This window comes from Streptomyces sp. NRRL S-378 (assembly GCF_000720645.1).
Taxonomy (GTDB): Bacteria; Actinomycetota; Actinomycetes; order Streptomycetales; family Streptomycetaceae; genus Streptomyces.
The window spans coordinates 1-26,025 of sequence record NZ_JOBX01000083.1 but is presented as its reverse complement, the minus strand read 5'-3'; the positions used below and the strand labels follow the sequence as shown (position 1 = coordinate 26,025).

Sequence of the window (26,025 nt, the reverse complement as noted above, 5' to 3'; positions counted from 1 at the left end):
CATCGCGAAGCGACGCGACGAAGGAGCGCCCTTGAGGGACCGGCCCGAACCGGAGAGACGATGGGACTGACGGGAAACCCCCATCCGCCACTCTGACCACCGCCCGAGCAACTCCCACCCCCACACCACCGCCGCACCGCCTTGCCCCCGCCTAGCCGTGCGTCGCATTGGTGAGGTCAGGCCCCAGTCCGTCGATGATGTCGGGAGCCGCGAGTCCGTAGCCCTCGGCCCGTCCGTAGTACGTGGGCTCGCCGGGCTCCGCCGCGACGCCGAGCGTCTGCTCGATCTCCTGCAGGGCGGCGGCGAGCCGGGGCGCGTTGTGGCCGTGGATGAGCGGCTGCGGCACACCCCGGAAGTCACACTGCCCCCAGACGTCGTGGTGTACGGACAGTTCGACCCAGAGGTCCGTCTCGCCGGGCGCCAGAAAGAGGTCCACCAGCCGGTACTCCGTGTGCCGCAGGCCCTCCGCGTCGAACCAGGCACCCGTTCCCAGCACCGTGATCGTGGCGACGTCCACCTGTGGCAGATGGGCCGGCCGAAAGGCGCGGAGCCGCTCGGACAGCGCCGGATCGTCGAGGGAACGCGCGTCAAGGAGCAGGCGGCTGCTCACGGAGAAGGTGCCCTTGCCGGTCTGGAACCAGTCCCACTCGAGCGCGGACAGCGCCAGCAGGTCGTGCTTCGCGAGCACCGCGCTCACGCGCGCCGCGATCGTGAGGGCGAACTCGACGCCGGAACCCGTCGGGTCGTCCAGGATCCAGGTCCACGAGGCGCTCTCCTTGGGTGCACGCATCAGCATGGTCGGCACACTCTCCTACGCCGGGGCAGCATGGCTGCGGACGGGTGGCGGTGGCGCCAGCAGGGCCCCGGCGCGGCGGAAGAGGTCGGCGTCCTCCAACTCCACGCACTCCGCCTCGATATCGGTGACGATCCGCCGCAGGACCTTCGCCCATGCGTCGGTGAAATCCCGCACGGGGACCACGACATCGCCCCGCTCGGCCAGCAGCGACTCGTAGTTGCCGAGCGTGCTGTGCCAGCGCGCCCGGATCCTCAGCGCCTCGCCCTCGCGGACGATTCCCCACTCGGCCGAGAACGTGTCCGACCCCCAGAAGACCTCGGCGCGCGTGCATCCCGGCTGCCGGATCGCCTCGAGAAGGGGCACCAGATCGTCGAGGAGGGCGGCCACGTCATGGCCGTAGGACAGCCGGACCGGCACCAGGTTCCAGACGAGGACGGCGTCCTCGGCCTCGCAGGGGTACATCTGACCGACCGCGTCGGCCATGTCCGCGGCGGATCCGCAGGCCCGGACGACCGGGCGACCGGCCTGGATCGAAAAGCTCATCGCCGTCCCCCACATCGCTTCGCCCTACGGTCGGGCCGTCCACGGCGGCGCGGCCGGGCGGCGGCGCCAGTACCAGGGCGAGACGCGAAGTCCCGTACGACCGGCTGGAGCGCCGCCGCGAGCCCTTCGCCGCCGTCGTCCGCCGTGCGTTCGCGACATCGGGCGTCCGGCCCCGGCAGCGCCTCGGCGACGGCCCGTCCCGCCGCGCCGACGAGGTGGTCACAGGGGACGGTCACCTCCCCGTCACGGTGCTCCGTCTCGTCTCCCGGTGGAACAACGATCAGATGCAGGGGGAATGCGAACACCTCCGAGAGCGCGCCGGCAAGGGCCTCCGGGGCCACTGTTCGCGCAGTCATGAACCCCTACATCATCTTCCCCGGCCACCTTTCCCAGGTCTCACCGGTGGCGCCGGGGCCCTGCACGCCGGCCGACGGCGCGGCCGTCCACCCGTACTGGTGATCCATTCCTATCAACCCGGCTTTGCTGTATGCAAAGTGAATGAGGGTCATTCCGGCCTCGCGGGCGCGCGTACGAAGCCCCCGCGACGGGCGTCGTCGCGGGGGCGTCCGGCCGAGGGGCGGGCCCGGGGTCAGGCGGTGCGGCGCAGCAGGGCCAGGTACATCGCGTCCGTGCCGTGCAGGTGGGGCCAGAGCTGGACGTCCGGGCCGTCGCCCAGAGCGGGGACGCCGGCCATGAACGGCCGGGCGTCGACGAGTTCGGCGGACACAGGTGCGTTGCCGGCGCCGCGGCCCTTGAGGACGTCGTCCACCACGACGCGGGTCTCCGCCAGGTGCGGCGAGCACGTCGCGTAACCGACGACCCCGCCGACCCGCACCGCCGCCAGCGCCTGCCGCAGCAGCCCGCGCTGGAGCGGCGCGAAGCCCTCCAGGTCCTCCGGGCGACGCCGCCAGCGGGCCTCCGGGCGGCGGCGCAGTGCGCCGAGGCCGGAGCAGGGCACGTCCATCAGGACGCGGTCGAAGGAGCCGGGCAGCCATGCCGGACGGGTGCCGTCCGCCGTGATGACCTGGTACGGGCCCGGGTTGCCCGCGAGGGCACGCTCCACCAGCCGGGCCCGGTGCGGCTGCTTCTCCGAGGCCAGCAGGAACGCCCCGCGCTCGGCCGCGAGCGCGCCGAGCAGGGCCGCCTTGCCGCCCGGGCCGGCGCAGCCGTCGAGCCAGCGCTCGTCACGGCCTTCGACGGGCACGGCCGCGAGGGCCATCGCCACCAGCTGGCTGCCCTCGTCCTGGACGCCGGCGCGGCCCTCGCGCACCGCCTCCAGCCCGCCCGGGTCGCCGCCCTCGGCCATCCGGACGGCGTACGGCGACCAGCGGCCGGGGAGGGCCGACTCCTCGCCGACCGCCTCCAGCAGCTCCTGCGGGGTGGACCGGCCCGGTCGTGCGACCAGGGTCACCTCGGGCCGCTCGTTGTCTGCCTCCAGCAGGTCCTCGATCCCGGCGCGCCCGCCGCCCAGCGCGTCCCACAGGGCGCTGACGACCCACCTGGGGTGCGAGTGGTAGACGGCGAGGTGCTCCTCGGCGTCCTCCTCGTACGGCGGCGCGACCCGCTCCAGCCAGCCGTCCAGGTCGTGCGCGGCGATCTTCCGCAGCACGGCGTTGACGAACTTGGCGCGTCCGTCCCCGAGCACCACCCGGGCCAGCTCCACGCTCGCCGAGACGGCCGCGTGGGTGGGGATCCGGGTGCCCAGGAGCTGGTGGGCGCCGAGGGAGAGTACGTCCAGGACGGGCGGGTCCACCTCGCGCAGGGGGCGGTCGATGCAGGCCTTGATGACCGCGTCGTAGGTGCCCTGGCGGCGCAGCGTCCCGTAGACCAGCTCGGTGGCCAGTGCCGCGTCGCGCGCCTGGAACGTCTCGTCCTGGCGGGCCTTCCTGAGCAGCGGCGGCAGGACGAGGTTGGCGTAGGCGTCGCGTTCGTCCACCGCCCGCAGCACCTCGAAGGCCAGCATCCGGACGGGGTCCTTCTGGGGCCGGCGGTACGGCTTGGCCTGCTTGCCGCCCGCTCCTGCGGGGGCGGGCCTGCGGCGGGGCTGACGGGGCTGTTCGCTCACGTGAAAGGTGCTCCGGATGTACGAGTGCTACGAAGTGCTACGAGGTGCTACGAGGTGGTGCGAGTGGTGCGGCCGCCGGGAGTGAGGTCCTGGCGTGTCGCGGGAGGGCGGCACGGCCGCACTGTTCAGCCTACGTCGGCCCCGCCGAGCCGCTCGCCGGGGGCGATCCGCACCCCGCGCGCCCAGTCGGCGGCGCGCATCGGCTTCTTGCCCTGCGGCTGGACCCAGAGCAGCTCGACGGCGTGCGAGCCGGTGCCGACGTGGACGTTGTTCTTGGTGGCGGACAGGGCGCCCGGCTCCAGGTCGGTACGGTCGGCGACCATGCCCAGCGAGATCAGCTTGAGGCGCTCCCCCCGGAAGACGGTCCAGGCGCCCGGGGCCGGCGTGCAGCCGCGCACGACGCGGTCGGCGCGCATCGCGGGAGCCGTCCAGTCGATCCGGGCGTCCTCCACCGTGATCTTGGGTGCGAGGGAGATCCCGTCGACGGGCTGGGGGACGGCGCGCAGGGTGCCGTCCTCGATGCCGTCCATGGTGGCGGCGAGGAGTCCGGCGCCGGCGAACGCGAGCCGTGTGAGCAGGTCGCCGCTGTTGTCGGTCGGCCGGATCTCCTCGGTGAGGACGCCGTAGACCGGGCCCGAGTCCAGGCCTTCCTCGATCTGGAAGGTGGAGGCACCGGTGAGCTGGTCGCCCGCCATGATCGAGTGCTGGACGGGGGCGGCTCCGCGCCAGGAGGGGAGCAGGGAGAAGTGCAGGTTGACCCAGCCGTGGCGCGGGATGTCGAGGGCGCTCTTGGGGAGGATGGCCCCGTAGGCGACGACCGGGCAGCAGTCGGGGTCGATCTCGCGCAGCCGGGCCTGGAACTCGGGGTCGCGCGGCCGGGTGGGCTTGAGGACCTCGATGCCGGCCTCTTCGGCGCGTTCGGCGACCGGGCTGGCGACGAGCCGCCGGCCGCGGCCGGCCGGTGCGTCGGGCCGGGTGACGACGGCCGCGACCTCGTGCCGCCCGGAGGCGATCAGGGCGTCCAGGGCGGGTACGGCGACCTCGGGGGTGCCTGCGAAGACGAGCTTCACTGGGGGTCCTACCTCGCTATGTCGGCTGTCAGCAGCGCACCAGTCTATGGGGCGTCAGCCCGGCGCCCCACCTGTGGTCCCGAGGGGGCGTGCGCACACGCGCGCGCCACTCGCATATGCCGACGCGCCCCCAAAGCGTGACCTGCACGACGGGTGGCGCGTTGGTCAAGAGAGATTGACCGAAACGGGCCGCGTGCGAACGATGTCTGCGGCCCGGTCCGCCCTTCAGCACCGGTTCGAGAGGCTTCTTCATGGCCGACCACGCCACCCACGACGCCCAAGCCCGGGCCAGCCTGCACCTCCTGGTACGGGACATCGAGCGGGTTCGCCGGCAGGTGGATGCCCTGCGTACGCTCACCGCCCAGCTCGGCAACGTGTACCGCCCGCGTCGCTCGGGCCCCTCCACGGGCTTCGTCGTCTACGGCCGGGCGCCCGCGCCCACCGTCCGCCTCGCCCAGGAGCTGCGGGACAGCGTGGAGACGCTGGTCACCGCCGCGGTGGACTTCGACCGCTCGCTCGGCTTCTCGTGGGACGCGGTCGGCTCGGCGCTCGGTGTCACCAAGCAGGCGGTGCACCGCCGCTACGGTGCCCGGCGGGCGCAGTCAGCGGAGGCGGCCGAGCCGCTGGCCGAGGGGACGACCACCCGGACCCTCGGGCCGCTGCCCACCGTCCCGGCCGCCCGTTCGGTGCCGCCGCAGCCGGTGCGCGAGGAGGCCCAGGCCACTGCCAGTGCCACCGCCACCGCCACCGCCGGCGGTCCTGCCGGACGCGGCCTCGGGGAGGTTCCGCGGTCCCCGGCCTTCCCCGGACCGCGCAACGGCTGAGCCCTTCCGCCGCCGGGACGCCGACCCCCGACGGCCGGCTCCGGGCCGCCCGCATGCGATCGCCCCGGCCGGGACGCCCTCACGGGTCCCCGCCGGGGCTTCGGCGTTCTCGGCGACGGGGGTCCGCCGGAGCGGCGCATCCCGCTGTCAGCCGATGTCCGCCGGGTCGATCCGGACCCGCACCGCGTCCGCCGCGGGAACACCGCGGGCCAGGCGAGCCGCCTGCGCGGACTTCAGGGCCGCCGCGAGGGCGGCTCCGCTGCCCGGCGGGACGCGGACCAGGGCCCGCTCCCCCGGAGACGGCTCCCCGCGCCGTCCGGGCAGCGGCACCGGGCCGAGGATCTCGGCGTCGGGCGGCAGCCCGGCCCCGGCGAGGAAGGTCTCCACGGCTTCACCCCGCCCGGCGACCGCGGCCATCCGGGAGACGGGCGGGAAGCCGAGCTGGGCCCGCTCCGCGAGCTCCCGTACGGCGTGGCCCACCGGGTCCCACCGGACGAGCGCCTGTACGGGGCGCAGCGTCGGCTCGGCCACCACCACGACCTGGCCGTCCGGGCGGACGAGTGAGGCGGCGGCGATCCAGCGCCGCAGGGCGTCCTCGCCGGCCCGCAGGTCGGGGCGGGTCAGCATGGCCCAGCCGTCGAGCAGCAGCGCGGCCGCGTACCCGGCGCCCGCCGCCACCGGTTCGGCGCCCGGGGTGCTCACGACGAGCGCGGGCCGGTCCGGCAGCTCGTCCAGGACGTGGTCGCGGCCGGAGGTCCGCACGGGCACGGCCGGGAAGGCCCGGCCCAGTTCCTCGGCGGTGCGCCGGGCGCCGACGACCTGGGCGCGCAACCGGAAGGACCCGCATTCCTCGCAGTGCCAGGACGGCTCGTCCCGGCCGCACCAGCCGCAGGTGAGGTCCCGTTCGTCGGGGGCCTCCAAGGGACCGGCGCAGACGGTGCAGCGGGCGGGTGTCCGGCAGCGCTCGCACGCCAGCCGCGGCACGTAGCCCCGGCGGGGTACCTGGACGAGGACGGGCCCGGTCTTCAGTCCCTCCCGTACGGTCTCCCACGCCAGGCTGGGCAGTCGGGCGGCGCGGGCCGCCTCGTCGCGGGCCAGCAGCTCGTCTCCGACGGTGCGGATCCGGGGCGTGTGGGCCCGTACGGTCTCGCGGGCCGCCACGATCGGGCGGGCCCAGCCCGACTCGACGAGCTGGGCGGCCTCCACGGTGCAGCTGGTGCTGCCGACGAGGAAGGCGCAGCCGTCGCTGACGGCGCGCAGTTCCAGTACTTCGCGGACGTGCGGGAAGGGGGCGCGGTCCTCGCTGTGGCTGGAGTCGCCGTCGTCCCAGATCGCGACCAGACCGAGGTCGCGGACGGGGGCGAACATCGTGGCGCGGGTGCCGATGACGGCGCGGACGGAGCCCCGGTGCACGGCGAGCCACTGGCGGTAGCGCTTCTCGGGTCCGGATTCGGCGGTCAGCAGGGCGTGCCGTCCTTCGCCGAGCAGGGCGGTCAGGGCGGCGTCGACCCGGCCGGCGGTCCGGCCGTCGGGGAGCACGGCGAGGGCGCCGCGTCCGGAGGCGAGGGTGGCGGCCATGGCGCGGGCGAGTTCGTCGGCCCAGCCGGGGCCGGGCAGGGCGGTCCACACCGCGCGCGGTGTGCCGCCGGTGGCGAGGGCGCGCAGGAAGCCGGGGCCGGCTGCGTACCGCTCCCAGCCGCCGGGCTCGGGGGCGGCGGGCGGCGGCAGTGGCTGCGGGGAGGGTTTGGCCTCGGCGCGGGCGTTGCGCGGGGGCAGGGCGAGCTGGAGCACGTCGGCGAGGCTGCCGGCGTAGCGGTCGGCGACGGCGCGGGCGAGGGCGAGCATGCGCGGACTGAGCACGACCTCGGGCGAGACCACCTGGGCGAGCGCGGCGAGGGCGCCGTTGTAGTCGGACTCGGCGCGGCGTTCCACGATGAAGCCGTCGATGAGGCCGCCGCCCTCGCGTCGGCCTCCGTGCACCTGGTGGGAGCCGGCGCCGAAGCGGACGCGGACGCGGACACCGGGCCGGGCGGCTTCGGAGAGCTCGGCGGGCACGGCGTAGTCGAAGGTGCGGTCGAGGTGGAGCACGCCCTTGTTCACCAGGACGCGGGCGACGGGCAGTTCCTCGGCCAGGGCGGCTCCCCGCCAGGTACGCGGCTTCGCCTTGGGCGCCTTGGCCTTCGCCTCGGCGACCATCTCCCGGATCAGTGCGAGCTGCTCCGGCGGGGAATCATTCGCGCTGCTCACATCAGCATTCTTACCAAATCGCTCTGACATGCGGGCCTGCGCGAAAGGCCCCGGACCGTGGGGTCCGGGGCCTTGTCGCGGATGGTCCTGCGCGTGGTCCTACAGACCGGCGGCGGCGCGCAGCGCGTCGACGCGGTCGGTGCGCTCCCAGGTGAAGTCCGGCAGCTCGCGGCCGAAGTGGCCGTAGGCGGCGGTCTGGGCGTAGATCGGGCGCAGCAGGTCGAGGTCGCGGATGATCGCGGCCGGGCGGAGGTCGAAGACCTCGCCGATCGCGTCCTCGATCTTCTGGACCTCGACCTTGGCGGTGCCGAAGGTCTCGACGAAGAGACCGACGGGCTCGGCCTTGCCGATGGCGTACGCGACCTGGACCTCGCAGCGCGAGGCGAGGCCGGCGGCGACCACGTTCTTGGCGACCCAGCGCATGGCGTAGGCGGCGGAGCGGTCGACCTTGGACGGGTCCTTGCCGGAGAAGGCGCCGCCACCGTGGCGGGCCATGCCGCCGTAGGTGTCGATGATGATCTTGCGGCCGGTGAGGCCGGCGTCGCCCATGGGGCCGCCGATCTCGAAGCGGCCGGTCGGGTTCACCAGGAGGCGGTAGCCCTCGGTGTCGAGCTTGATGCCGTCCTCGACGAGCTGGGCCAGGACGTGCTCGACGACGAACTCGCGGATGTCGGGTGCGAGCAGCGAGTCGAGGTCGATGTCGGAGGCGTGCTGCGAGGAGACCACGACGGTGTCGAGGCGGACGGCCTTGTCGCCGTCGTACTCGATGGTGACCTGGGTCTTGCCGTCGGGGCGCAGGTACGGGATGGTGCCGTTCTTGCGGACCTCGGACAGGCGGCGCGAGAGCCGGTGCGCGATGTGGATCGGCAGCGGCATGAGCTCGGGGGTCTCGTCGCAGGCGTAGCCGAACATCAGGCCCTGGTCGCCGGCACCCTGCTTGTCGAGCTCGTCCTCGTCGCCCTCGACCCGCTTCTCGTAGGCCGTGTCGACGCCCTGCGCGATGTCCGGGGACTGTGCGCCGATGGACACCGACACGCCGCAGGAGGCGCCGTCGAAGCCCTTCTTCGAGGAGTCGTAGCCGATTTCGAGGATCTTGTCCCGGACGAGCTGCGCGATCGGCGCGTAGGCCTTCGTCGTCACCTCACCCGCGATGTGCACGAGACCCGTGGTGATGAGGGTCTCCACGGCGACGCGCGAGGTCGGGTCCTCGGTGAGGAGTGCATCGAGGATCGTGTCGCTGATCTGGTCAGCGATCTTGTCGGGGTGGCCCTCGGTAACGGACTCCGAGGTGAACAGACGACGGGACACAACGCTCCCTGGGGTTGCAGCGGCTGCTGGCTGATCATTTGGCGGAACCACATCGGGGGCTGCGCCCGATCACGTTCCGGATGCAGTTTATCGGTCGCCACCGTTGCCCGGACCATCCGTCTCGCCTTATGGGAGCCGTGTGACCTGCGGCACTGACATTCTTGCGTACGGAGGTGACCGAGTGAAGGGGAATCGGCTCAGGCGCGTCGCGATGTGAACCGGTGCGTAACCTGGTCCCAAATGACCTCGGCGAGGGCCTCCTTGGGACCGTAGGGCACCGGGATTTCCGACCCGTCGGAGGCAAGGATGATCGCCTCGTTCTCCTCGGATCCAAAGGTGCGTGTCTCGCCGACCTCGTTCACGACGAGAAGATCACATCCCTTGCGGCGGAGCTTGGCGCGGCCGTTGTCGAGCACGTCGTCGGTCTCGGCTGCGAAGCCCACGACCACTTGGCCCTCCCGTGCCCGGTCGGCGGAGACCTCGGCGAGGACGTCCGGGTTGCGCACGAGCGCCACCGGGGCGGGATCCTCCCCGTCCTTCTTCTTGATCTTGCCGCCGGCGTACTCGGCGGGCCGGAAGTCGGCCACGGCCGCGGCCATCACCACGGCGTCGGCGTCCCCCGCCGCCTTGAGCACCGCCTCCCGCAGTTGCACGGCCGTCCCCACGCGTACGACGTCCACCCCGGCGGGGTCGGCCAGGGCGGTGTTGGCCGCCACCAGGGTGACCCGGGCCCCGCGGGCCACGGCGGTGCGGGCGAGCGCGTAGCCCTGCTTGCCCGAGGAGCGGTTGCCGAGGAAACGCACCGGGTCGAGCGGCTCGCGGGTGCCGCCGGCGCTGATCACGACGTGGCGGCCGGCGAGGTCCGGCTCGGCCACCCCGCGGCGCAGGACCTGCCGGCACACCTCGAAGAGCTCCTGGGGGTCGGGCAGCCGTCCCTTGCCCGTGTCCTTGCCGGTGAGCCGCCCCACCGCGGGCTCGATGACGAGGGCCCCGCGGCGGCGCAGGGTGGCCACGTTCTCCTGGGTGGCGGGGTGCTCCCACATCTCGGTGTGCATCGCGGGGGCGAAGACCACCGGACAGCGGGCCGTGAGCAGCGTGTTCGTGAGCAGGTCGTCGGCGAGCCCGTGGGCGGCCTTGGCCAGCATGTCGGCGGTGGCGGGGGCGACGACGACGAGGTCGGCGCCCTGGCCGATGCGCACGTGGGGCACCTCGTGGACGGTCTCCCACACCTCGGTGGAGGCCGGGTTCCCGGACAGGGCGGCCCAGGTGGCCTCGCCGACGAAGTTCAGGGAGGCCGCCGTGGGTACCACCCGCACGTCGTGCCCGGACTCGGTCAGCCGGCGCAGCAGCTCGCACGCCTTGTAGGCGGCGATCCCGCCGCTGACGCCCAGCACGACCTTCGGCTTACCCATCCGCGCACACCCCTTTTGACACTCTCGACTCGTCCGCCGCGTTCGGCTCTGATCGTCGTACCCACCCATGACACACCACAGGCCCGGCAGATGTTCTGCCGGGCCTGTGGTGAAGGAATTTCTCGGTGCCTTACTGGGCCGGGGCCTCGATGGCCTCGGAGGTCAGCAGACCCGCGTTGATCTCGCGCAGCGCGATCGAAAGCGGCTTCTCGTGGACGTGGGTGTCCACCAGCGGGCCGACGTACTCGAGCAGGCCCTCACCGAGCTGCGAGTAGTACGCGTTGATCTGACGCGCGCGCTTGGCCGCGTAGATCACGAGGCTGTACTTCGAGTCCGTGGCCTCGAGCAGCTCGTCGATCGGCGGGTTGATGATGCCCTCGGGCGCAGTGATGGAAGAGGACACGCTCTACCTTCCGAAGATGGATGAAAGATTGGGCCGTCTGGGTCGGGCGACTTCGGTGAAGATCGATCGACGATTCAGACAACTTCCATCAAGGCTAGCAGCTCACGTGCCACGTCCTCGACGGAGGTGTTGACCAGGGTGACGTCGAACTCCGACTCGGCAGCGAGTTCGATCTTGGCGGCGGCGAGCCGGCGCTCGATCACCTCGGCCGATTCGGTGCCCCGGCCGGTCAGCCGGCGGACCAGCTCCTCCCAGCTCGGCGGGGCCAGGAAGACCAGCTGGGCCTCGGGCATCGACTCGCGGACGAGCCGTGCGCCCTGGAGGTCGATCTCCAGCAGTACGGGTTCGCCGCTTTCCAGGCGCTCCAGCACCGCGCCGCGCGGTGTGCCGTAGCGGTTGCCCGCGAACTCGGCCCACTCCAGCAGCTCGCCGTTGGCGATCAGCTTGTCGAACTCGTCGTCGTTGACGAAGAAGTACTGGACTCCGTGTCGCTCACCGGGCCGCGGCTTGCGGGTGGTGGCCGACACCGAGAGCCATACCTCGGGGTGAACCTTGCGCATATGCGCGACGACCGTGCTCTTGCCGACCCCTGAGGGGCCGGAGAGCACGGTCAGCCGCGGACGAACCTCTGCTGCCATAGAGCGATTATCCAGGTTCCCAGGACTGCCTGAGAACACCGGGAGAACGCCAGGCGACGCCTCAGGCGCCGGTGCTGCCGAACTCGCGCTCCAGAGAGGCGATCTGGTTGGAGCCGAGACCTCGGACACGCCGGGACTCGGAGATGCCGAGACGCTCCATGATCTGCTTGGCGCGCACCTTGCCCACGCCAGGCAGGGACTCCAGCAGGGCGGAGACCTTCATCTTGCCGATGACGTCGTTCTCCTGGCCCGTCTTGATGACCTCTTGGAGCGAGGCGCCGGAGTGCTTGAGTCGATTCTTCACCTCGGCCCGCTCCCGGCGAGCCGCGGCGGCCTTTTCGAGCGCGGCTGCGCGCTGTTCAGGGGTAAGGGGCGGAAGAGCCACGCCTACGTCACCTCGGATGTCGAACTGTCGGATACGGACCGGTGGGGAACCCAAGGGCACCACACCAGGCGAGCTCCCGAACAGCGATGGAACTCGTTCGCTGCGCGTTCACTCTGCTCGGAGACTAGCGGCCAACACCGCTCCAGTCAGCGAGAACGAACGAAAAGTCCTGGTCAGCCTCCGCTGAACCGTACATCACGGACAAAATACCCCTGTTTTGTCCGATGAAGAGCGTTCGAATTTCGTCAGAAAGTGCGAGACCCCGCTCCGCGCGGAGGCGGAGCGGGGTCCCACGAGGGGATCCGGGAGGTCCCGGCGGGCATTTCCCTATGCGGAAACGGCCTCGCGGATCTCGTCGGCGAAGCGCCGCGCTGAGTCGCGCAGGGCGTGCACGTCCGGGCCGTGCTGCAGGACACCGCGCGAGACGTTCGGGACCACGTTGCGCACGGCCTTGCCGAAGACCGTCGGCAGGTCCGCCGCGGTCGCGCCCTGCGCGCCGATGCCGGGGGCCAGCAGCGGCCCGTTGATGTCCAGGTCGAAGGACGACAGGTCGCCCAGAGTGGCGCCGACCACCGCGCCGAAGGATCCCATCGGGGCGGCGTCCGCGTTCTCGGCGGCCAGGTGCGCCAGCATCGTGGCCCCGATGGTGCGGCCGTCCTCGCGGACCGCCCGCTGGACCTCGGCGCCCTCCGGGTTCGACGTCAGGGCCAGGACGAACAGGCCCGCGCCCGACTCCCGGGCCAGGTCGACGGCCGGCTTGAGGGAGCCGTAGCCCAGGTACGGGGACACCGTCAGCGCGTCCGAGAACAGCGGCGAGGCCGGGTCCAGGAAGGCCGAGGCGTACGCGGCCATGGTCGAGCCGATGTCACCGCGCTTGGCGTCCATCACGACCAGGGTCCCGGCGGCGCGGGCGTCCGCGACGGTCCGCTCCAGGACGGAGACGCCCTTCGAGCCGAACCGCTCGAAGAAGGCGGCCTGCGGCTTGAAGACCGCCACCGACTCCGCGAGCGCCTCGACGACCGTGCGGGAGAAGCGCTCCAGGCCCGCGATGTCGTCCTGGAGGCCCCACTCCGCCAGCAGGGCGGCGTGCGGGTCGATGCCCACGCACAGCGGGCCGCGGGAGTCCATCGCGGCGCGCAGGCGGGTGCCGAACGGGGTCAGGGTCACTGTGCGGCCTTTCGGGTCTCGGCGCCCACCGCGTCGGCGAGCGTCGCGTACGGGCTGGCGGCCAGGCGCGCGGCCAGGCCCTTGTGGATGGCGCGGGCGTAGAACGGGCCCTCGTAGACGAAGGCGCTGTAGCCCTGGATCAGGGTGGCGCCGGCCAGGATCCGCTGCCAGGCGTCCTCGGCGTTCTCGATGCCGCCGACCCCCACCAGCACCAGGCGGTCGCCCACGCGGGCGTACAGCCGGCGCAGGACCTCCAGGGAGCGCTCCTTGACGGGTGCGCCGGAGAGCCCCCCGGTCTCCTTGACCAGGGACGGGGAGGACTTCAGGCCGAGGCCGTCGCGCGCGATGGTGGTGTTCGTGGCGATGATGCCGTCCAGGCCGAGCTCCAGCGCCAGGTCGGCGACGGCGTCGACGTCCTCGTCCGCGAGGTCGGGGGCGATCTTGACCAGCAGGGGGACGCGGCGGTCGGTGACGGTGCGGTCCGCGGCCTCGCGGACGGCCGTCAGCAGGGGGCGCAGCGACTCGGTGGCCTGGAGGTTGCGCAGGCCGGGCGTGTTGGGTGAGGAGACGTTGACGACGAGGTAGTCGGCGTGGCGGGCGAGGCGCTCGGTGGAGGTGACGTAGTCCCCCACGGCCTCCTCCTCGGGCACGACCTTCGTCTTGCCGATGTTGACGCCCACGACGGTCCTGAAGACGGCCTCACGGGCCGCCAGGCGGTCCGCGACGGCCGCCGAGCCCTCGTTGTTGAAGCCCATGCGGTTGATCAGGGCGCGGTCCGGCACCAGCCGGAACAGCCGCTTCTTGGGGTTGCCGGGCTGCGCCTCGGCGGTGACCGTGCCGATCTCGATGTGGTCGAAGCCGAGCATCGACATGCCGTCGATGGCGACGGCGTTCTTGTCGAAGCCGGCCGCGAGCCCGAAGGGGCCGTGCATGCGCAGGCCGAGGGCCTCGGTGCGCAGCTCCTCGTACCGCGGGGCCAGGACGGCCGCCACGAAGGTGCGCAGCACGGGGGTGCGGGCCGCGAGGCGGATCCACCGGAAGGCCATGTAGTGGGCGGCTTCCGGGTCCATCCGCTTGAAGACCAGGTTGAAGAAGATCTTGTACATCGTCGAGAGGATCCCTCTGCGCTCGTGAAGAGGGGGACACCCGTCGTGAAACCGGTGTCCCCCTCCCCCATTCCGGGCTGTACGGGTGTCAGTCGCGGGCCGCGGTCAGGTGCTCCGCGTGCTCCTGGAGGGAGCGGACGCCCACGTCGCCGCGGTTGAGCGCGTCGATGCCCTGGACGGCCGCGGCGAGCGCCTGGACCGTGGTCAGGCACGGGACGCCGCGCGCCACGGCGGCCGTGCGGATCTCGTAGCCGTCGAGGCGGCCGCCGGTGCCGTACGGGGTGTTGACGATCAGGTCGACCTGGCCGTCGTGGATCAGCTGGACGATGGTCTTCTCGCCGTTCGGGCCCTCGCCCTCGCTGAGCTTGCGCACGACGGTGACGTTGATGCCGTTGCGGCGCAGGACCTCGGCGGTGCCGGAGGTGGCCATCAGCTCGAAGCCGTGGGCGACGAGCTCACGGGCCGGGAAGATCATCGAGCGCTTGTCGCGGTTGGCGACGGAGATGAAGGCGCGGCCCTTGGTGGGCAGCGGGCCGTAGGCGCCGGCCTGCGACTTGGCGTAGGCGGTGCCGAAGACGGCGTCGATGCCCATGACCTCGCCGGTGGAGCGCATCTCCGGGCCGAGGACGGTGTCCACGCCGCGGCCGTGGATGTCGCGGAAGCGCGACCACGGCATGACGGCCTCCTTGACGGAGATCGGCGCGTCGATCGGCAGGGTGCCGCCGTCGCCGGTCTTCGGGAGCAGGCCCTCCTCGCGCAGCTCGGCGATGGTGGCGCCGAGCGAGATGCGGGCGGCGGCCTTCGCGAGCGGGACGGCGGTGGCCTTCGAGGTGAAGGGGACGGTCCGGGAGGCGCGGGGGTTGGCCTCCAGGACGTAGAGGATGTCGCCCGCCATCGCGAACTGGATGTTGATCAGGCCGCGGACGCCTACGCCCTTGGCGATGCCCTCGGTGGAGGCGCGCAGGCGCTTGATGTCGTAGCCGCCGAGGGTGATCGGGGGCAGGGCGCAGGCCGAGTCGCCGGAGTGGATGCCGGCCTCCTCGATGTGCTCCATGACGCCGCCGAGGTAGAGCTCGTTGCCGTCGTAGAGGGCGTCGACGTCGATCTCGATGGCGTCGTCGAGGAAGCGGTCGACCAGCACGGGGCGGGTCGGGGAGATCTCGGTGGACTCCGCGATGTACGACTCCAGGCGGGTCTCGTCGTAGACGATCTCCATGCCGCGGCCGCCGAGCACGTAGGACGGGCGCACCAGGACCGGGTAGCCGATCTCGTCGGCGATCGCCTTCGCGCCGGCGAAGGTGGTGGCGGTGCCGTGCTTGGGGGCGGGCAGGCCGGCCTCGGCGAGCACGCGGCCGAAGGCGCCGCGGTCCTCGGCGGCGTGGATGGCCTCGGGCGAGGTCCCGACGACCGGGACGCCGTTGTCCTTGAGGGCCTGCGCGAGGCCCAGGGGGGTCTGGCCGCCGAGCTGGACGACGACGCCGGCGATGGGGCCGGCGAGCGACTCGGCGTGGACGATCTCCAGCACGTCCTCGAGCGTCAGCGGCTCGAAGTACAGGCGGTCGGAGGTGTCGTAGTCGGTGGAGACGGTCTCCGGGTTGCAGTTGACCATCACGGTCTCGTAGCCGGCGTCGCTGAGGGCGAAGGAGGCGTGGACGCAGGAGTAGTCGAACTCGATGCCCTGGCCGATGCGGTTCGGGCCGGAGCCCAGGATGATGACCGCGGGCTTGGTGCGCGGGGCGACCTCGCTCTCCTCGTCGTACGAGGAGTAGAAGTACGGGGTCTTGGCGGCGAACTCGGCGGCGCAGGTGTCGACCGTCTTGTAGACCGGGCGGACGCCGAGGGCGTGGCGGACCTCGCGGACGACGTCCTCGCGCAGCCCGCGGATCTCGGCGATCTGGGCGTCGGAGAAGCCGTGGCGCTTGGCCTCGGCGAGGAGCTCGGGCTCCAGCTTCTCGGCGCCGGCGAGCTCGTCGGCGATCTCCTTGATCAGGAAGAGCTGGTCGACGAACCAGGGGTCGATCTTCGTGGACTCGAAGACCTCTTCCTGGGTGGCGCCGGCGCGGATGGCCTGCATGACGGTGTTGATGCGGCCGTCGGTGGGGCGGACCGCGGTGGCCAGCAGTTCGTCCTTGTCGCCGGGCTCGCCGACGAAGGTGAACTGCGAGCCCTTCTTCTCCAGGGAGCGCAGGGCCTTCTGCAGGGCCTCGGTGAAGTTGCGGCCGATGGCCATGGCCTCGCCGACCGACTTCATGGTGGTGGTGAGGGTGGCGTCGGCGAGCGGGAACTTCTCGAAGGCGAAGCGCGGGGCCTTGACGACGACGTAGTCGAGGGTCGGCTCGAAGGAGGCCGGCGTCTTCTCGGTGATGTCGTTGGGGACCTCGTCGAGGGTGTAACCGATGGCCAGCTTGGCGGCGATCTTGGCGATCGGGAAGCCGGTGGCCTTCGACGCGAGCGCCGAGGAGCGCGAGACGCGCGGGTTCATCTCGATGACGATGACGCGGCCGTCGACGGGGTCGATCGCGAACTGGATGTTGCAGCCGCCGGTGTCGACGCCGACCTCGCGGATGATCGCGATGCCGATGTCGCGCAGCCGCTGGTACTCGCGGTCGGTGAGGGTCATCGCGGGGGCGACGGTGATGGAGTCGCCGGTGTGGACGCCCATCGGGTCGAAGTTCTCGATGGAGCAGACGACGACCACGTTGTCCTTGGTGTCGCGCATCAGCTCCAGCTCGTACTCCTTCCAGCCGAGGATGGACTCCTCCAGGAGCACCTCGGTGGTCGGGGAGAGCGTGAGGCCCTGGCCGGCGATGCGGCGCAGCTCCTCCTCGTCGTGGGCGAAGCCGGAGCCGGCGCCGCCCATGGTGAAGGAGGGGCGGACGACGACGGGGTAGCCGCCGAGCGTCTCGACGCCCTTGAGGACGTCGTCCATCGAGTGGCAGATGACCGAGCGGGCGGACTCGCCGTAGCCGATCTTGGCCTTGACGGCCTCGACGACGCCCTTGAAGAGGTCGCGGTCCTCGCCCTTGTTGATGGCCTCGACGTTGGCGCCGATGAGCTCGACCCCGTACTTCTCCAGCACACCCTGCTCGTGCATGGAGATGGCGGTGTTCAGGGCCGTCTGGCCGCCGAGGGTCGGGAGCAGCGCGTCGGGGCGCTCCTTGGCGATGATCTTCTCGACGAACTCGGGGGTGATCGGCTCGACGTACGTGGCGTCGGCGATCTCCGGGTCGGTCATGATCGTCGCCGGGTTGGAGTTCACCAGGATGACGCGCAGGCCCTCGGCTTTGAGCACGCGGCAGGCCTGGGTGCCGGAGTAGTCGAACTCTGCGGCCTGGCCGATGACGATCGGGCCGGAGCCGATGACCAGGACGGACTGGATATCGGTGCGCTTAGGCACGCTCGGCCTCCATCAGGGATACGAAGCGGTCGAAGAGGTACGCGGCGTCGTGCGGGCCGGCGGCCGCTTCGGGGTGGTACTGGACGGAGAAGGCCGGCTGGTCGAGCAGCTGGAGGCCTTCCACGACGTTGTCGTTCAGGCAGACGTGGGAGACCTCGGCGCGGCCGTAGGGGGTCTCGGAGACCTTGTCGAGGGGCGCGTCGACGGCGAAGCCGTGGTTGTGCGCGGTGACCTCGACCTTGCCGGTGGTGCGGTCCTGGACCGGCTGGTTGATGCCGCGGTGGCCGTACTTCAGCTTGTAGGTGCCGAAGCCGAGGGCGCGTCCGAGGATCTGGTTGCCGAAGCAGATGCCGAAGAGCGGGGTCTTGCGCTCCAGGACGCCCTGCATGACGGCGACGGGGCCGTCGGCGGTGGCCGGGTCGCCCGGGCCGTTGGAGAAGAACACCCCGTCGGGCTGGACCGCGTAGACGTCCTCGACGGTGGCGGTGGCGGGCAGCACGTGGACCTCGATGCCGCGCTCGGCCATGCGGTGCGGGGTCATGCCCTTGATGCCGAGGTCGACGGCGGCGACGGTGAAGCGCTTCTCGCCGATCGCGGGGACGACGTACGTCTCCTTGGTGGCGACCTCGGCGGAGAGGTTCGCGCCCTTCATCTCGGGCTGGGAGCGGACCTTGTCCAGCAGGGCCTCGTCGCGGATGCCGACCCAGGCGTCGCCGGAGAAGATGCCGACGCGCATGGCGCCGCGCTCGCGCAGGTGGCGGGTCAGGGCGCGGGTGTCGATGCCGGAGATGCCGACGACGCCCTGCTGGACGAGCTCCTCGTCCAGCGTGCGCCGGGAGCGCCAGTTGGAGGGGAGGCGTGCGGGGTCGCGCACGACGTAGCCGGAGACCCAGATGCGGGAGGACTCGGGGTCCTCGTCGTTGACGCCGGTGTTGCCCACGTGGGGGGCGGTCATGACGACGACCTGCCGGTGGTACGACGGGTCGGTGAGGGTCTCCTGGTATCCGGTCATGCCGGTGGAGAACACGGCCTCGCCGAAGGTCTCCCCCACTGCGCCGTAGGCGCGGCCGCGGAAGATGCGGCCGTCCTCCAGGACGAGTACGGCGGGAGCTTTGGCTGCTCCCCTGGTGGAGGTCGTCATCGTTCGGCGCCTTCCGTCGTGATGGATGAGTTCATGAGATTGATCGCTTCGACCCATGCGGCGTGTTCGGCCGCGCGGTCGGAGCGGAATCCGGAGTCGATCAGCTTGTCGCCGTGCGCCCAGGTGACGACGAGCAGACCGCCCTCGGTGAGTACCTTGCCCGCGATTCCCTTGTCGAGGCGGGCGCCGCGCAGCTGCGCGGCCGGTACGAAGAAGTCGCCTGCACCCGGTCGGACCACGTCGAGGCCCGCGTCGGTGAGCGTGAGCTCGACCCGGCTGCGGACGCCCAGGCCGTGGGCGACGATCCGGTCGAGCCACTGCCCGGCGGTGGTGGACCCGTGGTACCGGCCGGTGAGTGCCAGCCGGTGCTCGGGGAGACCGTCGGGGGCGGCGGGGAGCTCGGGCAGATCGCTCTGCAGGGCCCCTCGCCATTTCCAGCCCTGCCGCATCAGCCAGTACACGAACGCGATGAAGACGACCAGGCCGATCACCCATGCGATGCGGGCGCCGACTTCGGTCACCTCCGCCGACTGTCGTTCGGCGGCCTCGGCGGCCAGTTGGATTCCTGCAGGTGTCACGCCAGTGTCCCGTCCACGACCGTTGCCCGGCCCCGCAGGAAGGTGTGAGTGACGCGTCCCGGCAGCTCACGGCCCTCGTAAGGCGTGTTGCGGCTGCGGGAGGCGAAGTGTGCGGGGTCCACGACACCACGGTACGAGGTATCGACCAGGGTCAGGTTCGCGGGTTCACCTGCCGAGACGGGACGGCCGTGGTTCTCGAGACCGCCGATGCGGGCCGGGGCGAAGCTCATCCGCTCGGCGACGCCGGCCCAGTCGATCAGGCCGGTCTCCACCATCGTCTGCTGGACGACGGAGAGCGCGGTCTCCAGGCCGACCATGCCCATGGCGGCGGCGGCCCACTCGCAGTCCTTGTCCTCGTGCGGGTGCGGGGCGTGGTCGGTGGCGACGATGTCGATCGTGCCGTCGGCGAGTGCCTCGCGCAGGGCCATGACGTCGCGCTCGGTGCGCAGCGGCGGGTTGACCTTGTAGACCGCGTTGTACGAGCGGACGAGCTCGTCGGTGAGGAGCAGGTGGTGCGGGGTGACCTCGGCGGTGACGTCGATGCCGCGGGACTTGGCCCAGCGGACGATCTCGACGGAGCCGGCGGTGGAGAGGTGGCAGATGTGGACGCGGGAGCCGACGTGCTCGGCGAGGAGGACGTCGCGGGCGATGATCGACTCCTCGGCGACGGCGGGCCAGCCGCCGAGGCCGAGCTCGGCGGAGACGACGCCCTCGTTCATCTGGGCGCCCTCGGTGAGGCGGGGCTCCTGGGCGTGCTGGGCGACGACGCCGCCGAAGGCCTTCACGTATTCCAGGGCGCGGCGCATGATCACGGCGTCGTCGACGCACTTGCCGTCGTCGGAGAAGACGGTGACGCGGGCGGCGGACTCGTGCATGGCGCCCAGCTCGGAGAGCTGCTTGCCCTCCAGGCCGACGGTGACGGCGCCGATGGGCTGCACGTCGCAGTAGCCGGACTCCTTGCCCAGGCGCCAGACCTGCTCGACGACGCCGGCGGTGTCGGCGACCGGGAAGGTGTTCGCCATGGCGAAGACGGCGGTGTAGCCGCCGGAGGCGGCGGCGCGGGTGCCGGTCAGGACGGTCTCGGAGTCCTCGCGGCCGGGCTCGCGCAGGTGGGTGTGCAGGTCGACGAGGCCGGGGAGGAGGACCTGGCCGGCGGCCTCGATGACGGTCGCGCCGTCGGCGGACAGGTTCTGGCCGACCTCGGCGATGGTCTCGCCGTCGATCAGGACGTCCTGCGCCTCGCCGCCGAGGACCTTCGCGCCACGGATAAGGATCTTGCTCATGGTTACTTGCTCTCCTCGGTGCGGGCGGCGGGGGTGGTGGTGACGGCGGGCTCGGAGCCGCCGAGCAGCAGGTAGAGGACGGCCATCCGGGTGGAGACGCCGTTGGCGACCTGCTCGACGGCCGTGCAGCGGTCGGAGTCGGCGACCTGGGCGGTGATCTCCATGCCGCGGTTCATCGGGCCGGGGTGCATCACGATGGCGTGCTCGGGCATCTTGGCCATGCGGTCGCCGTCGAGGCCGTACCGGCGGGAGTACTCGCGCTCGGTCGGGAAGAAGGCGGCGTTCATGCGTTCGCGCTGCACACGGAGCATCATCACCGCATCGGACTTCGGCAGCACGTCGTCGAGGCTGTAGGAGACCTCGCACGGCCAGGTCTCGACGCCGATCGGGACCAGGGTGGGCGGGGCCACCAGGGTGACCTCGGCGCCGAGGGTGTGCAGCAGGTGGACGTTGGAGCGGGCCACGCGGCTGTGCAGGACGTCGCCGACGATGGTGATGCGGCGGCCGGAGAGGTCCTTGCCGAGGCCGGCGTCGCGGCCGACCAGGCGGCGGCGCATGGTGAAGGCGTCCAGCAGGGCCTGGGTGGGGTGCTCGTGGGTGCCGTCACCGGCGTTGACGACGGCGGAGTCGATCCAGCCGGAGGTCGCGAGCCGGTAGGGGGCGCCGGAGGCGTGGTGGCGGATGACGACGGCGTCGGCGCCCATCGCCTCCAGGGTCAGCGCGGTGTCCTTCAGGGATTCGCCCTTGGAAACCGAGGAGCCCTTGGCGGAGAAGTTGATGACGTCGGCGGAGAGCCGCTTGGCGGCCGCCTCGAAGGAGATCCGGGTGCGGGTCGAGTCCTCGAAGAAGAGGTTGACGACGGTGAGGCCGCGCAGGGTGGGCAGCTTCTTGATCGGCCGGTCCGCGACGCGGGCCATCTCCTCGGCGGTGTCGAGGATCAGGACGGCGTCGTCGCGCGTGAGATCGGCGGCCGAGATGAGGTGGCGCTTCATCTGGATGGCTCCGTAGGTCGGGAGGGCGTGGTGCAGGCGGACTGACGTGCAGCGGACTGACGTGCAGGCGTGCGGGCGGGCAGGGCAGGGCCCGGCGCGGACCCCGCCGGGGTCCGTCGTCGTGGTGGGCTACTGCCCTGCTGCCTGGGCGGTCCGCTGGCCGAGCAGCACGGCGTCACGGCCGTCCTCCTCCTGGAGCTGGACCTTGACGGTCTCCCGCAGCGACGTGGGGAGGTTCTTGCCGACGTAGTCGGCGCGGATCGGCAGTTCGCGGTGGCCGCGGTCGACGAGCACGGCGAGCTGCACGGCGCGGGGGCGGCCGAGGTCGCCGAGGGCGTCGAGGGCGGCGCGGATGGTGCGCCCGGAGAAGAGGACGTCGTCGACGAGGACGACGAGGCGGCCGTCGAGGTCGTCACCGGGGATCTCGGTGCGGCCGATGGCGCGGGCGGGCTTCATCCGCAGGTCGTCGCGGTACATGGTGATGTCGAGGGAGCCGACCGGGATCTTCGTGCCGGTGATCTCTTCGAGCTTGGCGGCCAGCCGGCGGGCCAGGTACACACCGCGGGTGGGGATGCCGAGGAGCACCACGTCGTCGGCGCCCTTGGCGCGTTCGACGATCTCGTGGGCGATACGGGTCAGGACCCGGGCGATGTCCTGCGGCTCCAGTACGGGGCGCGCGGAATCGGAATTCTGCTGGGCGTCCATGAAAAGGACCTCCTTCTCCGCCTCACGGGACGGACCTTAAAGGACGTCTGATGTACGTCTCCCACGGTACCAGGGCTGCGACGGTGGCCCGGCACCCGGGGGTGGCGCGGGGGCGCCCACGGGGCTGCTGGCGCCGCCCTCGCGGGGGGAGGGGGACCATTCGGCTTGACGCACCCAAGTAACGCTGCGTAACCTCACAGTGAGTTACCAGCCGCGCGGCGGAGCCGCACGTAGTTATGTAGTCGCAGTGTCCATGCAGTCACAGCGTCACAGCGTCCGGGAGCGTTATGTCCAGCGAATACGCCAAACAGCTCGGGGCCAAGCTCCGCGCCATCCGCACCCAGCAGGGCCTTTCCCTCCACGGTGTCGAGGAGAAGTCGCAGGGCCGGTGGAAGGCCGTGGTGGTCGGGTCGTACGAGCGCGGGGACCGCGCCGTGACCGTCCAGCGCCTGGCCGAACTGGCGGACTTCTACGGGGTGCCGGTGCAGGAACTGCTGCCGGGAACGACTCCCGGCGGAGCGGCCGAGCCGCCGCCGAAGCTGCGCCTCGACCTGGAGCGTCTGGCGGGCGTGCCCGCCGAGAAGGCCGGCCCGCTGCAGCGTTACGCGGCCACGATCCAGAGCCAGCGCGGCGACTACAACGGCAAGGTGCTGTCGATCCGCCAGGACGACCTGCGCACCCTGGCCGTCATCTACGACCAGTCGCCCTCGGTCCTGACCGAGCAGCTCATCAGCTGGGGCGTGCTGGACGCGGACGCCCGTCGCGCAGTGGCGCACGAGGACGTCTGATCCTCGGGCCCCACACCAGCAGAAACGTTTACCGGTGGGTGCCGGACCCTTGCGGGGGTCCGGCACCCACCGGTTTTTTCGCTCCCGCGCCCCACACCGGCCTCCTCGGCGGGAGCGGGGCAACGGAAGGGCCCGCAGCGCGTGCGCTGCGGGCCCTTCCGTACGGCGGTGCCGGTGCTGCTGCGGGACGGCGTGCGGTCAGCTCTCGCTGCGCCGCAGGCTCGGCTTCAGGTCCTTGAAACGGGCCAGCAGCCCGTTCACGAACGAGGGGGACTCATCCGTGGAGAACTCCTTGGCCAGCTGGACGGCCTCGTCGATGGCCACGGCGTCCGGGGTGTCGTCCACCCAGATCAGCTCGTAGGCACCGAGTCGCACGATGTTCCGGTCCGCGGCCGGCATGCGGTCGAGGTCCCAGTCCACGGCGTAGGTGACGATCAGGTCGTCGATGCGGTTCACCTTGTCGGCGTAACCCTCGACGAGATCCATCGTGAAGGCGCTGACCGGCGGCTGCCGGTCGTCCGACCGCGCGTGGCGGATCCAGTCCGCGAGGACCTCGCGGACGGACACCCCGCGCTGGTCGGCCTCGAAGAGGATCTGGAAGGCGCGCTTGCGCGCGTTGCTCCGGGCAGCCACGGTTAGCTGTTCACCCGGCCGAGGTAGTCGCTGGTGCGGGTGTCGACCTTGACCTTCTCGCCCGTGTTGACGAAGAGCGGGACCTGGATCTCGTGGCCGGTCTCCAGCTTCGCCGGCTTGGTGCCACCGGTGGAGCGGTCGCCCTGGACGCCCGGGTCGGTGTGCTCGATGGTGAGCTCGACGGCGGCGGGGAGCTCGACGTAGAGCACCGAGCCCTCGTGCTGCGCGACCGAGGCGGTGAAGCCCTCGATGAGGAAGTTGGCGGCGTCGCCGACGGCCTTGGGGTCGACCATCAGCTGGTCGTAGGTCTGCATGTCCATGAAGACGAAGTACTCGCCGTCCATGTACGAGAACTGCATGTCACGGCGGTCGATGGTGGCGGTCTCGACCTTCGTGCCGGCGTTGAAGGTCTTGTCGACGACCTTGCCGGAAAGCACGTGCTTGAGCTTGGTGCGCACGAAGGCCGGGCCCTTGCCGGGCTTGACGTGCTGGAACTCGACGACGGACCAGAGCTGGTCACCGTCGAGCTTGAGCACCATGCCGTTCTTGAGGTCGTTCGTGGAAGCCACGGTTGCGGAATCTCCTGCACTGGAAGACCACGGGTGCACGCACCACCCGGCAGTGCGGGCTAGAGCGCGAGCAGCTCCTTGGTCGTAATGGTGAGTAGCTCGGGACCGCCGTCCGCCTCGGGGCGTACGACGAGCGTGTCATCGATCCGGACACCTCCCCGGCCGGGGAGGTGAACCCCCGGTTCGACGGTGACCGGCACGCAAGCGTCCAGTTTACCCATGGCCGTAGGTGCAAGCTGCGGGTCCTCGTCGATTTCGAGGCCGACGCCGTGTCCGGTCCAAGGAGCGAGGGCCTCCGCGTGGCCCGCGGAGTCCAGTACGGAGCGGGCCGCGTGGTCCACCTCCCGGTACGCGGCTCCCGGCAGCAGTGCCTCCCTCCCCGCCCGCTGGGCGGTGAAGACGCAGTCGTAGAGCTCGATCTGCCAGTCGGCGGGGGTCGTGCCGATGACGAAGGTCCGGCCGATCTCGCACCGGTAGCCGCGGTAGTTGGCGCCCAGGCAGACGGAGAGGAAGTCCCCCTCCTCCACCCTGCGGTCGGAGGGCCGGTGCCGGGAGCGGCCGGAGTGGGGGCCGGTGCCGACGGAGGTCGGGAAGGCCGGCCCGTCCGCCCCGTGGTCGACGAGCCTCCGCTCCAGCTCTAGGGCGAGGTGGCGTTCCGTGCGTCCCACGAGGATGGACTCCAGCAGCTCGCCCAGGGCCTGGTCGGCGATCTCGGCGGCGATCCGCAGGCAGGCGATCTCCCCCTCGTCCTTGACGAGGCGCTGCTGCTCCACAGCGGTCCCGAGGTCGGCGAGGCGCAGCTTGGGCGCGACGGACCGCAGCGCCCGGTGCCGGGCGACGGTGAGGTGGTGCTCCTCCACGGCGAGGGAATCGGCGCGTACGGAGGAGGCGGCGTCGGCCGCCGCGACGGCGGGGTCCCCGCCGCGGCCGGCCAGCACGGTGACCCGGAGGTGTTCGTCGAGGCGGCCCTCGTCGGCCTCGCCGGTGGGTGCGCCGGCACAGAACATGGCGTCCTCGGTCGGTCCGACGAGGAGGACCGCGCCGAGCGGTGACGCCCCGGAGAGGTAGCGGACGTTCGCCGGACGCGTGATCAGCGCAGCGGCGTTCCCCGCGGCGGCGCATCGGTCGCGAAGCAGGCCCCGACGGGCGGCGTACACGTCTGACATGTCTTCGAGCGTACGAGCGCCCCGCGGATCCGGCCCGGCGAGCGCGTCCGGACGGGGCGCGGCAGGGCACGGCGGGCCGGATCCGCGGGCCGCCCTCGCCGGCCCGTCCCCGCGGCCCGCCGCACGGTTTCCGCTCTCCCGGACGTCTCCCCGGGCGGCTACCAGCCGCTGGGGGCCGGGAGGGCCCTGGCCAGGGCCTCGTCGAGGGCGCGGGCGGTGCCTTCGACGTCGAGCTGGGAGTTGTCGATGATCGGCAGCCCGGATCCGTACCAGCCGGCCATCCGGCCGTGGATGCGGGCGACCTCCTCGTCGGAGAGCCTGCGGTTGCCGGAGCGTTCGGCGTTGCGCTCCAGGACGATCTCCAGGCCCGGCAGGAGCACGACCGGCAGCAGCGCCGGCCCCACGTGCCGCTTCCAGCCGCCCAGGCCCACCACCGGCCGGTCGGGGAAGACGGCGTCGTCGAGGATGCAGGAGATGCCGTTGGCCAGGTAGTTGCGGGCCGCGAAGCCGCAGGTGCGGCGGGCGAGGCGGTACTGCGCCTCGGAGTGCTCGTTCCAGCCGGCCTGCGGGTCGGCGAAGCCGGAGCAGACCCATTCGCGCACGTCGTCCAGGCTGATGTGGGCGGTCGGCACGGGCCGGGTGCTGGCCCAGTGCCGGGCCACGGTGGTCTTGCCGGCGCCGGCGGGGCCGATCAGCAGGACGGCGAGCACGGCGCCGCCGGTTCCCGCCACCGCGGGCGGCAGCGGGATGTGCCCGGTGGGCTCGGATACGGGCGCCACCTGGGGCGGGGGCGGGGCCGGGTGCTGGGA

At 71.8% G+C, this 26,025-nt stretch carries 24 protein-coding genes; 2 read left to right on the top strand and 22 right to left on the bottom strand.

The window, feature by feature from the left end; all coding sequences use genetic code 11:
- Nucleotides 1-151 precede the first annotated feature (151 nt).
- The 4 genes from IH80_RS0134740 to fmt all read right to left on the bottom strand — a co-directional run bounded on the left by IH80_RS0134740 (nt 152) and on the right by fmt (nt 4,474).
- Nucleotides 152-796, bottom strand: coding sequence for a hypothetical protein (locus tag IH80_RS0134740; protein ID WP_078906892.1), 645 nt, complete (start codon nt 794-796; stop codon nt 152-154).
- A gap of 15 nt (nt 797-811) precedes the next feature.
- Nucleotides 812-1,339 carry a hypothetical protein gene (locus IH80_RS0134735; RefSeq protein WP_051810258.1) on the bottom strand — a complete coding sequence of 176 codons (528 nt, stop codon included), beginning with the start codon at nt 1,337-1,339 and terminating at the stop codon, nt 812-814.
- 589 nt (nt 1,340-1,928) lie between these two features.
- On the bottom strand, nt 1,929-3,404 hold the full coding sequence (locus IH80_RS0134725) for an RsmB/NOP family class I SAM-dependent RNA methyltransferase (RefSeq protein ID WP_030965761.1): 1,476 nt from the start codon (nt 3,402-3,404) through the stop codon (nt 1,929-1,931).
- 125 nt (nt 3,405-3,529) lie between these two features.
- Nucleotides 3,530-4,474, bottom strand: coding sequence for a methionyl-tRNA formyltransferase (fmt, locus tag IH80_RS0134720; protein ID WP_030965760.1), 945 nt, complete (start codon nt 4,472-4,474; stop codon nt 3,530-3,532).
- A gap of 251 nt (nt 4,475-4,725) precedes the next feature.
- Between fmt and IH80_RS0134715 the strand changes: the two genes are divergently transcribed.
- The gene (locus IH80_RS0134715; RefSeq protein WP_030965759.1) at nt 4,726-5,298 is read left to right on the top strand and encodes a hypothetical protein; all 573 of its coding nucleotides are present in this window, start codon (nt 4,726-4,728) and stop codon (nt 5,296-5,298) included.
- 147 nt (nt 5,299-5,445) lie between these two features.
- On the opposite strand, the gene IH80_RS0134710 is transcribed toward IH80_RS0134715, so the two are convergent.
- The 14 genes from IH80_RS0134710 to pyrR form a co-directional block, all read right to left on the bottom strand.
- Nucleotides 5,446-7,575, bottom strand: coding sequence for a primosomal protein N' (locus tag IH80_RS0134710; protein ID WP_051810257.1), 2,130 nt, complete (start codon nt 7,573-7,575; stop codon nt 5,446-5,448).
- A 69-nt stretch (nt 7,576-7,644) separates the two neighbouring features.
- Nucleotides 7,645-8,853, bottom strand: a complete 1,209-nt coding sequence (gene metK, locus IH80_RS0134705) for a methionine adenosyltransferase (RefSeq protein WP_030965755.1) — start codon at nt 8,851-8,853, stop codon at nt 7,645-7,647.
- Nucleotides 8,854-9,050: 197 nt separating this feature from the next.
- Entirely contained in the window at nt 9,051-10,265 is a 1,215-nt protein-coding gene (gene coaBC, locus IH80_RS0134700) for a bifunctional phosphopantothenoylcysteine decarboxylase/phosphopantothenate--cysteine ligase CoaBC (RefSeq protein WP_030965754.1), read from the bottom strand.
- A 130-nt stretch (nt 10,266-10,395) separates the two neighbouring features.
- Nucleotides 10,396-10,668 carry a DNA-directed RNA polymerase subunit omega gene (gene rpoZ / locus IH80_RS0134695; RefSeq protein ID WP_004948662.1) on the bottom strand — a complete coding sequence of 91 codons (273 nt, stop codon included), beginning with the start codon at nt 10,666-10,668 and terminating at the stop codon, nt 10,396-10,398.
- Nucleotides 10,669-10,742: 74 nt separating this feature from the next.
- Entirely contained in the window at nt 10,743-11,306 is a 564-nt protein-coding gene (gene gmk / locus IH80_RS0134690) for a guanylate kinase (RefSeq protein WP_030965752.1), read from the bottom strand.
- A 61-nt stretch (nt 11,307-11,367) separates the two neighbouring features.
- Nucleotides 11,368-11,691 (bottom strand): integration host factor, encoded by a 324-nt coding sequence (locus tag IH80_RS0134685; RefSeq protein ID WP_030008746.1) that lies wholly within the window; start codon nt 11,689-11,691, stop codon nt 11,368-11,370.
- A gap of 327 nt (nt 11,692-12,018) precedes the next feature.
- On the bottom strand, nt 12,019-12,858 hold the full coding sequence (gene pyrF / locus IH80_RS0134680) for an orotidine-5'-phosphate decarboxylase (RefSeq protein ID WP_030965751.1): 840 nt from the start codon (nt 12,856-12,858) through the stop codon (nt 12,019-12,021).
- Nucleotides 12,855-13,964 (bottom strand): quinone-dependent dihydroorotate dehydrogenase, encoded by a 1,110-nt coding sequence (locus IH80_RS0134675; protein ID WP_030965749.1) that lies wholly within the window; start codon nt 13,962-13,964, stop codon nt 12,855-12,857. Before IH80_RS0134675 ends, pyrF begins: the two co-directional genes overlap by 4 nt.
- Before the next feature lie 88 nt (nt 13,965-14,052).
- Nucleotides 14,053-17,361 carry a carbamoyl-phosphate synthase large subunit gene (gene carB / locus IH80_RS0134670; protein WP_030965748.1) on the bottom strand — a complete coding sequence of 1,103 codons (3,309 nt, stop codon included), beginning with the start codon at nt 17,359-17,361 and terminating at the stop codon, nt 14,053-14,055.
- On the bottom strand, nt 17,354-18,502 hold the full coding sequence (gene carA, locus IH80_RS0134665) for a glutamine-hydrolyzing carbamoyl-phosphate synthase small subunit (protein WP_030965747.1): 1,149 nt from the start codon (nt 18,500-18,502) through the stop codon (nt 17,354-17,356). Before carA ends, carB begins: the two co-directional genes overlap by 8 nt.
- A complete protein-coding gene (locus tag IH80_RS0134660; RefSeq protein WP_030965746.1) occupies nt 18,499-19,080 on the bottom strand; it encodes a hypothetical protein in 582 nt (193 codons plus the stop codon). Before IH80_RS0134660 ends, carA begins: the two co-directional genes overlap by 4 nt.
- A complete protein-coding gene (locus IH80_RS0134655) occupies nt 19,077-20,363 on the bottom strand; it encodes a dihydroorotase (protein WP_030965745.1) in 1,287 nt (428 codons plus the stop codon). Before IH80_RS0134655 ends, IH80_RS0134660 begins: the two co-directional genes overlap by 4 nt.
- 2 nt (nt 20,364-20,365) lie before the next feature.
- Entirely contained in the window at nt 20,366-21,355 is a 990-nt protein-coding gene (locus IH80_RS0134650) for an aspartate carbamoyltransferase catalytic subunit (protein WP_030965744.1), read from the bottom strand.
- 129 nt (nt 21,356-21,484) lie between these two features.
- Complete coding sequence (gene pyrR / locus IH80_RS0134645) at nt 21,485-22,060, bottom strand: bifunctional pyr operon transcriptional regulator/uracil phosphoribosyltransferase PyrR (RefSeq protein WP_030965743.1); 576 nt, start codon at nt 22,058-22,060, stop codon at nt 21,485-21,487.
- Nucleotides 22,061-22,347: 287 nt separating this feature from the next.
- On the opposite strand from pyrR, the gene bldD reads away from it, so the two are divergent.
- Nucleotides 22,348-22,848: a transcriptional regulator BldD gene (gene bldD / locus IH80_RS0134640; protein ID WP_030026184.1), complete on the top strand. Its 501-nt coding sequence runs from the start codon at nt 22,348-22,350 to the stop codon at nt 22,846-22,848.
- A 198-nt stretch (nt 22,849-23,046) separates the two neighbouring features.
- Here the strand turns inward: bldD and nusB are convergent, their stop codons facing one another.
- The 4 genes from nusB to IH80_RS0134620 all read right to left on the bottom strand — a co-directional run.
- The gene (gene nusB, locus IH80_RS0134635) at nt 23,047-23,481 is read right to left on the bottom strand and encodes a transcription antitermination factor NusB (protein WP_030965741.1); all 435 of its coding nucleotides are present in this window, start codon (nt 23,479-23,481) and stop codon (nt 23,047-23,049) included.
- A gap of 2 nt (nt 23,482-23,483) precedes the next feature.
- Nucleotides 23,484-24,050, bottom strand: a complete 567-nt coding sequence (efp, locus tag IH80_RS0134630) for an elongation factor P (RefSeq protein ID WP_030026187.1) — start codon at nt 24,048-24,050, stop codon at nt 23,484-23,486.
- A 59-nt stretch (nt 24,051-24,109) separates the two neighbouring features.
- Nucleotides 24,110-25,216 carry an aminopeptidase P family protein gene (locus IH80_RS0134625; protein ID WP_030965740.1) on the bottom strand — a complete coding sequence of 369 codons (1,107 nt, stop codon included), beginning with the start codon at nt 25,214-25,216 and terminating at the stop codon, nt 24,110-24,112.
- 158 nt (nt 25,217-25,374) lie between these two features.
- The coding region (locus IH80_RS0134620; RefSeq protein ID WP_030965739.1) for an AAA family ATPase at nt 25,375-26,025 on the bottom strand (651 nt) is incomplete at its 5' end.